Source organism: uncultured Cetobacterium sp. (assembly GCF_947039425.1).
Taxonomy (GTDB): domain Bacteria; phylum Fusobacteriota; class Fusobacteriia; order Fusobacteriales; family Fusobacteriaceae; genus Cetobacterium_A.
Genome location: NZ_CAMQYW010000006.1, coordinates 21,293 through 33,242 on the forward strand (window position 1 = coordinate 21,293; position 11,950 = coordinate 33,242).

Here is an 11,950-nt window from a genome sequence, read left to right on the forward strand (position 1 = left end):
GATTGAAATTCAATCCTACTATTTTATTTAAAATATATAACCTATTTTTAAACCCATTGTTATTTCATTACTTTCTGTATTTGTTTTATAATTTCCTTCTATTCCATATAAAATTCCATTTTTTCTTTCAACATCATAATTTAAACTTAATTTAATTCCATATTTTCTTTCTTTATCTCCTAATATTTCAAAAGATGAAGATGAATTATTTATTTTTCCAACTAAATTTTTATTCTCATAACCTACTAGCCCATATGTTCCATACAATCCACCCTTTAATCTATTAACGCTTTCTTTTCCATATAGTTTTTTACTTAAATCTATTCCAAACTCTCCATCTAAGTAATCAAAATTTTCTTTAGCAACTTCCATTCCTAATAATTTGTTGTTTTCCTCAACCTTACCTTGATTTATAACTGTATATGTTAACGTACCTTTAACTCCTAATTCCATCCCATCAGATATTTTATAATTATATATTAACCCAGTATATAAATTTCCACTATTTGTCTTTGATTTTCCCTGAAAATCAAATTTTTGATAATTATTTTCCCATTTTCTTTGAATTTTATATTCTCCATATTGAATTCCTAATCCACTTATCATCTTCAAGTTGTTGCTCAATTTTTTATCTCCATAAGCTCCTAAGTACATACTCTGTCCTTTAATTTTTGAATCTGTTGAAATTTTATCTAATTTATTATTTTTTATTTCAGAATAACTTGAACTTCCTCCACCAAAAACAAATCCTCCTCTTAAAGTATCATTTAATTTTACATTATAGATTCCATATCCACTATTTATAGTTCCTTTAAACTCTCCTTCTACAACTCTTGTTGATAAATATCCTCCAACTGCCATTTTATCTTTATTATCAAATATTTGTCCATTATTAAATGGTATAGTAGAAAAAATGTCAATTTGATCTTTAGCAACTTTATTTAATTTTGAGTATATGTTATTCTCTCTTAATTCATTTAATAAAATTTTCAACTCTTTTAGAGATTCTGCCTCTCTTATTCCACCATTTAATGTTTTTTTATTTGTAAATGTTAATGTCTCTGCTAAACTACCTAAACTATTAGAATTCTTAATACTCTGATAAACTATATTTTCATTTTCATTTAAACCTTTTATGTTATTTTTCAATTTTATACTTAATAATGTATTTCCATTTTCATCTTTTTGTGGTAATTCTTTTATTTCATGAGCTATTGAATCTGAATCAACACGAAGTTTTCCTACTACATAAGGTTCATCTTTCCAATTACTATATGAGTCTAAATTTCTAGATTTATATTGTAAATCTCTTCCCATATTAATAATCTCATCTTTATCTAATTTACTTACCATTAATTCTACTCCAAAGTTTTCTTCTCCTAAAAGTTTTCCTCTCATTGAACTTGGATTAGTAAATGCTATATTTTTGTCTGATTTTCTAAAAACATGCTGATATAATTCTCCATTTTTATTTCTTTTAGTTTTATCTATATCCAGTGCTAATGAGTTTTTTCCAGAAATAGATGGTTGTTTTTCACTAGCTACTTGACCACCTGCAGCTATTATCTCATTTATATTATGCAGTTCTGCATATGGACCTAATATAATATTTGTTCCATATTTCCCTGTTCCTTGTTGTTGAATTTCAAGAACATTATAACCATCTCCTAAATCTATAATTCCATCAACTCTACCATTTCCTCTAAATTCAATTTTTTTCCCAATTTTTACAATAGCTAAATCTTTTGCAGCTACTACTTTATCCTTCCATTCTCCATTACCTTTTTTTAATTTTATCTCATTTTTTTTCAAATCAATTGCAACTTCTGCATATTTTCTAGCTAATTTCTCCTCTTCTTTTGATAAAGTTTTCATTTTATTCTCATTAATTCCAGAAAAAGGATCATAATAATTTTTAAAAATACTATATTTCAAATATCTATCCGCAAATTTATTTGTAATTTCTTCTTTTTCATTACTTAAATCTTCAATTTCTTTTTTTAATTTAACTATATTATCTTTAAAATCTATTATTTCTTTTTCATATTTCCCATTTTTTTCAAAAGGTTTTACCCATTTATCATTAAACTCTTTCTCTGACAATTCCATCTTATCTTTTTCTAATTCGTTTATTTGTTTTTTATATTCACTATTATTAATTCTAAATCTTTCTTTAGAATTTACTTTATCTTCTAAATAAATATCTTTAGAATTTGTCAGTAATACTTTACCTCTATTTTGTTCCACTTGATCTTCATAAGGTTCATAAACATATATCTTTGTATTGATTATATCTTTTATTCCTAATCCGTCATACTCTCTAGTACTAATTGGTTCTAAACTCCATAAAACTTTCCAATCTTTTCCATTTTCTCTAATAAATAAATCTCCTTTTTTTACAATTGTATCTTTATTATTTTCTTTTAATTTTTTTTGTAAAAATAATAAAATATCTTCTCTTGATTTATTTTTAATATTTTTTTCATAATCATCTACTGACATTCTATAGTCTGAATTTTTTTTATTTTTTAAACTTTTATATTCACCTTCAATAGAATAATTAGTATTATTTTTTTCTTTTTCTTTTCTTTTATTAAATTCTTTTGAATTTGTAAAAATTATATTATTTATAGTATTTCCATTTCCAAAATAAAATCTTTTAATACTTCCCTTATGAACGTATGGTAATTCAATACTTTTTGTTTTATCTATATTGCCTTTTATTTCTCTATTTTTTTCACCACTCTTTATTTCTAAATTTTCATAAACATTATTAAGAGTAATAAAATCATTTTTATCATATCCTCCTGTTATTTTAGTTAAGTCCTCTGTTGGAGTTCCAATACCTGTATATTGTGCAATTGGAACAATATTTAGCTCTCCAACATTTGCCTCAGATTTATCATCATCTTCAACTATTACTTTCCCTTCTTTTCCTTTTTGTCTATCTATTTCATTTATTATTTTTAACATATCTTTATATGCTGATTTTTCAATAACTTCATCTTTAAGTTGCTTATACGGATATTTTACTCCATATGAATTTATACTTCCTAATATTCCTATTAATGATATTAATAATAATTTTTCTTTCATGCTATCCTCCCTTTAAACTCACTAAAACTTAACATTCAAACTTAAATAATAATTTCTTTCTGGTGCTGGAACTGCTTCTATAGAAGTTTCTCTTAAGTTATATTCTGTTGAAGTTAAGTTTTTTATTCCTGCTTTAACTGAAGAATACTCATCTAATTTATATGTCACTGCCACATCTGTAACTCCATAACCATTTATTTTAAATTTCATAGTTTTATCTGTATCTGTCATCTCTCTTGCCTCTTTACTAGTTATATAGATATATGACCCTGATAGAGCTAATTTTTCTGTAAATTTATATTTTGCTCCTAAAGTTATTTTGGCCTTAGGTACTAGTGGTATTTTATCTCCTTTTTTTATTTGAGCACTTTCATTTCCTTTTAATGTCTTCGCATCTATTAAAGTAACTGATTGATTAAATTCAAATTTTTCAAAAACTTGATCTGCCTCTGCTTCTATTCCCATTCTTCTTGTCTTACCTATATTTTTATACTGCCATCTTTTTATAGCTGGATTTGTTACTCCTGATTGTAATAAAACTATTTCATCTGTTGTATCTGTTACAAAAAAAGCTAAACTAACATATGAGTTATTAATATAATCTCGAATTCCTAATTCAATTGTATCTGTTGTCTCTGCTTTTAAATTATTATCAACATAAATTGAAGCAACATTTACATATGGTGCACTCATAAAAGCATTTGGATCTTTATTATTTTTTGTTGTTTCCAACTGCGGATCTTGAATTTTATCTGTTAACTGGGATGGAAATGGTGTAACAAAACCTCTCTCATATCTTGCATAAACATTTCCCAAATCACTATATTTATACATTGTTCCAATTTCGCCAGCATAATTTTCCATACTTCTATTCGTTTCTATACTTTGATCCTTTGGTTTTACCATAGGCATTGTATTAGGACCATTTTTACGACTACCTTCGTATTCTGTAAATTCTCCTCTAATTCCTGTTGTTATATTCCACTTATCATTTAATTCATATTTATTAAAAATATAAACTCCATGTGATTTTTTACTTAAATTAATTTTAACTTGATTCGTTATTCCTCTAATTTCATCCTGTCTTAAAGTCATATGTGTATTACCGTCATAATAAGACTTTATTGTATGTGAACTAACTTTTGAATTTCTATTAATTTTAGCTTCTGTATAATCATATCCTATTAAAGCTTCTCCATTATCATATTCATATTTTCCTCTTAATTTAATTCCATCTTTTTGCTCTTTAAATTTTGCTTTCATTTTAGATTTTACATCATAAAAATAAGTTTTTTGACTAGATGTTGCCTCTTCTTTTTTCAATGCATTTGTTAATTCAATAGTTACATCATCTAAGCTCTCTGTATTTAAATCTCGATTTTGTTTTTGTCTAAATAAAGTTGAAGTTAATGTTAATTTATCTGTAGGTTTAAATTGATAATCAAAAGTATAATTGTCTGATTTTGTTTTTACATCTAGATCTTTTCCACTTTCTTTTCTATTAGAAGAAAGAATTTTTTTAGTAACCTCTGTTGTTCCATCATTTGTTTCATTCCCAGTTCTTCCTTGTAATCTAATTCTATTTTTTTCATTTATTTTGTAATCAAATCCACCTTGAAAAATTTTATTATCTTTTTGTTCAAGTTCTCTATATCCTTCACTATTTAGATATTTAAACCCATAACTTACATATAAATTTTTATTAAGATTATATCCTCCAGCAAGACCTAAGCTTTTATTATCAAAAGATCCTGCACTTAAATCCATAAGAAAATTATTTTTAGTTGCACTTGAATTTGTAGATATATTTACTACTCCTCCAACCGTTCCACTTCCATATAGAGTTGCCCCTCCTCCTGGAATAATTTCTATTTTTCTTATTGATTCAACTGGTATTGAATTTATTGGTAGACTTGCCATAGCTGATTCTGTTGGATTTATTGATACTCCATCTATTAGTACTTTTACTCTACTTAAGGATTTTTCACCACTTCCCCTCATATCTATTCTTGGTCCAAATGGTGTATTTTGTATTATTATTCCTGGAGCATCTTGTAAAACTTCTTCTACATTTTGATATTTTTTTTCTTGAATTTGTTCTTCAGTAATAATAAACGTATTTTTATTCTGTGTAATTGTTGTTGAACTTTCAATATCTCTTCTTGAAACAATATTTGACTCCTCTAAGTTTACATTCCCTATATCTTCCCCGTATAAACTTGAACAAGCTAAAATGCTAACTAGTAATAATTTTTTTTTCATATATTTCCTCCCATATATCATTCTCTTAAAGAATACCCTCTAATATTTTGTGTGTCAAATTATTTTTAACACAATGTTTGGTATGCTTTATAAATAAATGCATACATTTCGTGTAGCTTTTATTATTTTTTGTGTTATTTCTAGATGTATTTATATAAAAAGAATTATAATGAAATTTTTATTCAAACAAATAAAAAAAAGCAAAATTAAAATATTTTTAATTTTGCTTTTTTATTCTTCTACTATTCTTCCTCTTCCCTCTTTTTTAGCTCTATACAAAGCTTTATCAACTCGATTAAAGTTATGAAGAATGCTTTTATCATATTCTAAATCTATAACTCCAATACTTGATGATAAATATATTGTCTTTATTTTTTTATTTTTTATCTTTGCATTTATTTCCTCTAATTTTTTTATTACATCTTTTTGGGATTTTATAATTAATGCAAATTCATCTCCACCAATTCTGTAAACTTCATCAATATTACTTTCTTTAATAATTTCAGCAACCTCTTTTAAAGCTATATCTCCTACTGAATGTCCCCATTCATTATTTAATTCTCTTAAAAAATCTAAATCTAAAAGAATAAGTTTATAATCTCCTAATCTTTTTTTAAAAATATCCATTATTTTCTTATCATAACCTCTTCTATTTCCTAGTCCAGTTAAGTTATCTAAATAAGCTTTTTCCATTTCTAATTTTTCAAAAGTAATATCCTTTATTATGCAAGAAATCAAAAAATCTCCTTCTATTTTAACTTTATTTTTTGTTACTTTAAAATGTCTTCCTCTATCTTCAGCTTCCTCTATAAAAAACCCATTTTCTAAAGTGATTTCATCACTTTTTCTCCAATTATTACAAAACTCTTTAGGAAAAATATCTAAATCAGATTTACCTATTAAATCTATTTTTTTCATTCCAACATAATTGCAATAAGATTTATTTGCATAAACATATATATAATCTTTATTCTTATAAAATATATAGTCATCTAAAGTATCCAGTATTTCATCTATCAATCTTCTACTAGATATTAATATTTCTTTTTCGGTTTTCATTTTATAAATTTCTAAGTAAATAAATCTATCATTATCTTTATTTATACCTTTAAGTTCTAAAGACATCTCTACTTTAGTTTTTTCTCCATTTAAATATCCTTCATATTCTAATTTTTCTATAGATATATTTTTTAACTTTCCATCCATTATTTTTTTTAAATTTATTCTCATATTACATTTTGAACATTTTGTAGTTTCCATACACCTTTTTTTTTCTTCCATTTGATATAAGCATTCTAAAAACTCTCCACATCTTTCTTTTGTACCTTTATTAAAAATATTTTGGATTATATTATTAACATAAATAACTTCAAACTTATTATCTAAGATGAGTATTCCATTTTTGTGTTCATCTAAAATTCCTTTATACATAATAATCCCCTTCCCAAAAAATAAGGAGAAAAACAATAATTGCTCTTCTCCTTTATTATTAACTATTTTGCGTATTCTACTGCTCTTGTTTCTCTCATTATTGTAACTTTTATTTGTCCAGGGTATTGCATTGATTCCTCTATTTTCTTAGCTACATCTCTTGCCATTTTAGTAGCTGCATCGTCTGATACAACCTCAGGATTTATTACAATTCTAATCTCTCTTCCAGCTTGAATTGCATATGATGATTCCACTCCATCAAATGATGTTGCAATCTCTTCTAATCCTTCTAATCTTTTTAAGTATGTAGAAAGTGTTTCTCTTCTTGCCCCTGGTCTTGATGCTGATATTGCATCTGAAGCCTGAACTAAAACAGCCTCAACAGTTTCAAATTCAACTTCATTATGGTGAGCCATTACTGCATTAATTACATTTTGTTTCTCTCCAAATTTCTTTAAGAACTCTCCACCTATTAATGCATGTGATGCTTCAATATCATGCTCTAATACTTTACCTACATCATGTAAAAGTCCTGCTCTTTTAGCAAGTTTTGTATCTGCTCCTATTTCAGCTGCTAAGTTTCCAGCTAATTTAGCTACTTCTATTGAGTGTGTTAAAACATTTTGACCATAACTTGTTCTATATTTTAATTTTCCTAAAGTTCTTATAATTTCCATATGCATTCCTGGAATTCCTAACTCTAGTAATGCTTGTTCTCCAGCTTCAACTATATCTTTATCTATCTCTTTTCTTGCCTTATTTACAACTTCTTCAATTTTACCTGGATGAATTCTTCCGTCATTTATCAGTTTTTCAATTGCTCTTCTAGCTACTTCTCTTTTTACACCATCAAAACTTGAAAGAACTACAGCTTCTGGAGTGTCATCAATTATAATATCTACTCCCGTTAAAGCTTCAATTGCTCTAATATTTCTTCCTTCTCTTCCGATTATTCTACCTTTCATTTCATCATTTGGTAGATTAACAACTGATACCGTTGCATCAGCAACAAACTCAGAAGATGCTTTTCCTATAGCTGTTGATAGAATTCTTTTTGAAATTCTTTCTTTTTCATCTTCCATTTTGTTTTCAAACTCTCTAATTGCAAGAGCAGTTTCATGCACTAAATCATCTCTTAATCTGGAAATCAACATATCTTTAGCTTCATTTTTTGTCATTTCAGATATTTTTTCTAATACTTCTTCTTGAGAAACTTTTATTTGTTCAATCTCTTCTTTTCTATTATCTAACTCATGATTAATATCTTCTAATTCAGAAGCTCTAATTTCAACTTTTTCTATTTTTGACTCTAAAGTTTCCTCTTTTTTAGCTAATCTCGATTCTTTTTGTAGAAGCTCATTTTTAGCTATTTTTATATCTTTTTCTGCTTCTTCTTTTAGGTTATATACTGTTTCTTTAGCTTTTATTTCTATTTCTTTCCCTTTTGCAATAGCTTCTTTTTCTGCTCTTTCAAGTATATCTTTTGCTTTTATTTTCGCTTTTAATCTATCATCTTCTAAATTATTTAGTTCTTCTATCTTTTTATCTATTGTTGACTTTTTATACATTGTTGAAAAAACAATGGCTACACCTACTATAGCAAGCCCTATGCCCAACATTAAGTTCATAACTTCTCCTTTTTTTCATCTTATTTAAAGCTATTTAAAGCCTCTTGCTCTGTTGAATAAATTTCAAATAATTCATCCAATCCTATCATTTCAAATATTGTTTTTATGTGGTCATTTAAAGCCACTAACTTTATATCTCCACCTAATTCTCTAACTATTCTTAATTTCCCTCTTAATATTCCCATTGCTAAACTGTTTATATGTACTAATTCTTCAAAATCTATTATGAATTTAGTTACATCCATTTCAATTTGTTTCGCTATTTTTTCTTTTAATTTAGGTGCAACTAGTGCATCTAATTCACCTTGTACTTTTATTATTCTCACATCATCAATACTTTTTTCTATTATCTCAAAATTTGTAGTCATCTTAGACTCCCTCCCTAATTTTTTTCTCTACTTTTATCTTTGTACCGTTTATTTTTTTTTCTATTTTAAAATTATCTGCCATTGCTCTGGCTAAAAAAATACCCATTCCACCTTCATCTTTGCTAATCTTTTCTTCATCAAAACCAACACCATTGTCTTCTACTACTAAATGTATTATATCATCATTCTTTTGAAGTTCTATTATTATATCGCCTGTTTTATATTCATATCCATGTTCTACTACATTAGTAGCTAGTTCATCTACTATTGAAAGTATTTTCATGACATCTTCTGCATTAACATTGTGATGTTCTAAATATGTTTTCGTCATTGCTCTAATAATAGAAAGATTTTTTAAAGAGGATGGAACATACAGTTTTACCACATTCTGCATAATTTCACCTTCCCTCTATAAATTTTACTATTCTCCATTTTCCATCTAAATACTTATATTGCAGGTTATAATATAACATGTTTTCTCCATATCTAATTCCAACAATATTTTTTCCTGTTCTATTTTCAACCGTTGGTGGAGTGAAGTAAAATTTAACTTTTGACAAGTCATACCTACTTAATTCATCCATTACATATTTCCCTTTAATAGGCATATCTAGAGTGTTTTTAAGTGTTTCTAATTTATTATTTTCCAAATCTTTTTGAATAAGCTCTATCTTTGAAACTAGCTTTTTTTTCAATTCTGCACCATTATTTAAACTTTTCTTATCCATATTTGAACAAGAAGCAGTCAAAATAGCTAAAAATACGACACAAAACTTCTTAATCATTCAACCATTCCTTTCAAGGCTTTTCTGTACAATGATACCATACGAACACTTTTTTATCAAGACTATTATTTTTCAAACTTCATTCAAAATACAGTATTCTCAATGGTTTATAGCTCTTTATATTTATTTAATATATCATCATATATTTCTTCTTGACTCATTTCATCTAAATTATACCATACATACTCATGATCATTTTTAAACCAAGTAAATTGTCTCTTTGCATATCTTCTTGAATTTTGCTTTATTTGATCTACAGCTTCATCTATAGAAATCTGTCCATCGATATAATTAATTAATTCAGTATAACCTATAATATTTATTTTTCTTAATCTCTCACCATAAATATTATACAACTTTTTAACTTCTTCTAGCAAACCATTTTCCATCATAATTTCAACTCTTTGATCTATTCTTTTATAAAGATGTTCTCTATCTCTTTCTAAACATACCTTCAAAAATTTAAAATTATTTCCTTTTATATTTTTTTTAGATAAAATAGAAAACTTTTCTCCTGTTTGATAATAAACTTCCAAAGCTCTTTCTACTCTTCTCTTATTATTAGGATGAATATCTCTAGCTCCTTCTGGATCCACTTTTTCTAGTTCACTAAAAAGATCATCCCCTGATCTTGCCATTAACTTTTCTCGTATTTCTAAATTGCTTTCAGGTAAACAAGATAATCCTCTTACAACTGAATCAATATATAATCCTGTTCCTCCTACTAAAATTACATTTTCATTTTCAATTTTAGAAAGAATTTTATCAACCTCTCTTTGAAAATCACCAACACTATATTTTTTAATAGGTTCTATTATATCTATCATATAGTGATGTATCTCTTGAGCTTCTTCTATAGTAACTTTGGCTGTTCCTATATCCATACCTTTATAAACTTGAGCAGAATCTGTTGATATTATTTGAGCATTTAAAACCTTTGCCAATTTTATTGATAATTCTGTTTTCCCTACTCCAGTTGGTCCTGCTATTACGATTCCCTTCAAACTATCACCTCTTAAATATTTATAATTTATTGCTAAAAAAAGCTGAACCTTCTGGCCCAGCTTTAAATTTTACTAGTCAACAAAATCAAATTCAGTATCTGCAATTCTTATTGTATCTCCGTTTTCAACTCCAGCATTTCTCAATGCTTCTTCTAATCCTAGAGTTCTAAGCATATGTAAGAACATTATTACTGATTCCTCATCATGAGTAATTATATATTTACCTAATATTCCATCAACTATAGAACCATCAACATTAAACACTCCATCTTCATCTTGTGTTACCATAAACGGTTCTTTTGTAGATCTATTAGCTTTTAACACTTCAAATATATCTGCTTCTTCTTCTAATTCTTCTCTTACTGTTTTTTCAAGCTCATGCCACGTATCATTTAATACTTCTTTAAGTCCATCTCCAAGTATAACAGAAATAGGGTATACTTTATGCCCTTGATCTTCAACATGTTTTTTAAAAGCTTCATATTTTTCCATATCCCAAATTAGATCCATTTTATTAGCTAAAACCATTTGATTTTTACCTGCTAACCTTTCACTAAATCTTCTTAATTCATTATTTATTTTTTCAAAATCTTCAATAGGATCTCTTCCTTCAATTCCAGCCACATCTACAATATGATATATCATTTTACATCTTTCTATATGTCTTAAGAATTTATGTCCTAATCCTACTCCTTCATGTGCTCCCTCTATTAATCCAGGAATATCTGCAACAACAAATGATCTTTCCTCTCCTAATCTTACTACTCCAAGTTTAGGTTCTAGTGTTGTAAAGTGATAACTTCCAACCTTAGATTTTGCTGAAGATATTTTATTTATTAAACTTGATTTTCCAACTGAAGGGTATCCTACTAAGGCAACATCTGCTAAAAGTTTTAACTCTAATTTAACTTTTAATTCTATTCCTTCTTTTCCTTTCCCGGCTATTGTTGGTGTTCTTCTTGTTGAAGTTTTAAAGTTAGTATTACCTAATCCTCCTCTTCCTCCTCTTAAAAGAACTCTTTGCTCACCTAAAACACTCATGTCTAACATAAGTTTTCCAGTTTCCATATCTCTAATTTGAGTTCCAACTGGAACTTTTATTATTAAATTTTCACCTGTTTTTCCAAACATATTCTTCTTTCCGCCAGGCTCTCCATTTATTGCTTGGAATAATTTTTTATATTTAAAATCAATAAGTGTATTAATATTTGGATCTGCTAAAAATATAACATCTCCACCTTTTCCACCATCTCCTCCATTTGGACCTCCAAATTGGATAAATTTCTCTCTTCTGAAAGTACAGGCACCGTCGCCTCCATTTCCAGCCTTAACTGTTAGTAGATCGGAAGAGCACACGTCTGAACTCCAGTCACGAA

8 protein-coding genes are annotated in these 11,950 nt (G+C 27.1%); all 8 read right to left on the minus strand.

Annotated elements, in window-relative coordinates; genetic code table 11:
- Window positions 1-27: 27 nt before the first annotated feature.
- The 8 genes from Q0V09_RS01330 to miaA all read right to left on the minus strand — a co-directional run bounded on the left by Q0V09_RS01330 (window position 28) and on the right by miaA (window position 10,574).
- Window positions 28-3,096, minus strand: coding sequence for an autotransporter outer membrane beta-barrel domain-containing protein (locus Q0V09_RS01330; protein WP_297404861.1), 3,069 nt, complete (start codon window positions 3,094-3,096; stop codon window positions 28-30).
- A gap of 21 nt (window positions 3,097-3,117) precedes the next feature.
- Window positions 3,118-5,358, minus strand: a complete 2,241-nt coding sequence (locus Q0V09_RS01335) for a TonB-dependent receptor (RefSeq protein ID WP_297486805.1) — start codon at window positions 5,356-5,358, stop codon at window positions 3,118-3,120.
- A 231-nt stretch (window positions 5,359-5,589) separates the two neighbouring features.
- A complete protein-coding gene (locus Q0V09_RS01340) occupies window positions 5,590-6,789 on the minus strand; it encodes a diguanylate cyclase (protein WP_297404857.1) in 1,200 nt (399 codons plus the stop codon).
- 62 nt (window positions 6,790-6,851) lie between these two features.
- A complete protein-coding gene (gene rny, locus Q0V09_RS01345) occupies window positions 6,852-8,417 on the minus strand; it encodes a ribonuclease Y (protein ID WP_297404856.1) in 1,566 nt (521 codons plus the stop codon).
- Between the two features lie 20 nt (window positions 8,418-8,437).
- Complete coding sequence (locus Q0V09_RS01350) at window positions 8,438-8,785, minus strand: STAS domain-containing protein (RefSeq protein ID WP_297404854.1); 348 nt, start codon at window positions 8,783-8,785, stop codon at window positions 8,438-8,440.
- A gap of 1 nt (window position 8,786) precedes the next feature.
- Window positions 8,787-9,179: an ATP-binding protein gene (locus tag Q0V09_RS01355; RefSeq protein ID WP_297404852.1), complete on the minus strand. Its 393-nt coding sequence runs from the start codon at window positions 9,177-9,179 to the stop codon at window positions 8,787-8,789.
- Window positions 9,180-9,183: 4 nt separating this feature from the next.
- Window positions 9,184-9,570, minus strand: coding sequence for a hypothetical protein (locus Q0V09_RS01360; protein WP_297404850.1), 387 nt, complete (start codon window positions 9,568-9,570; stop codon window positions 9,184-9,186).
- A 107-nt stretch (window positions 9,571-9,677) separates the two neighbouring features.
- Window positions 9,678-10,574, minus strand: coding sequence for a tRNA (adenosine(37)-N6)-dimethylallyltransferase MiaA (gene miaA, locus Q0V09_RS01365; protein ID WP_367172265.1), 897 nt, complete (start codon window positions 10,572-10,574; stop codon window positions 9,678-9,680).
- Window positions 10,575-11,950: the final 1,376 nt, after the last annotated feature.

Excerpts from the sequence above, each read along its gene's own strand:
- Q0V09_RS01355 (WP_297404852.1), bottom strand. The coding sequence starts at position 9,179 with ATGCAGAATGTGGTAAAACTGTATGTTCCATCCTCTTTAAAAAATCTT.
- Q0V09_RS01360 (WP_297404850.1), bottom strand. The coding sequence starts at position 9,570 with ATGATTAAGAAGTTTTGTGTCGTATTTTTAGCTATTTTGACTGCTTCT.
- Q0V09_RS01340 (WP_297404857.1), bottom strand. The coding sequence starts at position 6,789 with ATGTATAAAGGAATTTTAGATGAACACAAAAATGGAATACTCATCTTA.
- Q0V09_RS01330 (WP_297404861.1), bottom strand. The coding sequence starts at position 3,096 with ATGAAAGAAAAATTATTATTAATATCATTAATAGGAATATTAGGAAGT.
- Q0V09_RS01350 (WP_297404854.1), bottom strand. The coding sequence starts at position 8,785 with ATGACTACAAATTTTGAGATAATAGAAAAAAGTATTGATGATGTGAGA.
- rny (WP_297404856.1), bottom strand. The coding sequence starts at position 8,417 with ATGAACTTAATGTTGGGCATAGGGCTTGCTATAGTAGGTGTAGCCATT.
- Q0V09_RS01335 (WP_297486805.1), bottom strand. The coding sequence starts at position 5,358 with ATGAAAAAAAAATTATTACTAGTTAGCATTTTAGCTTGTTCAAGTTTA.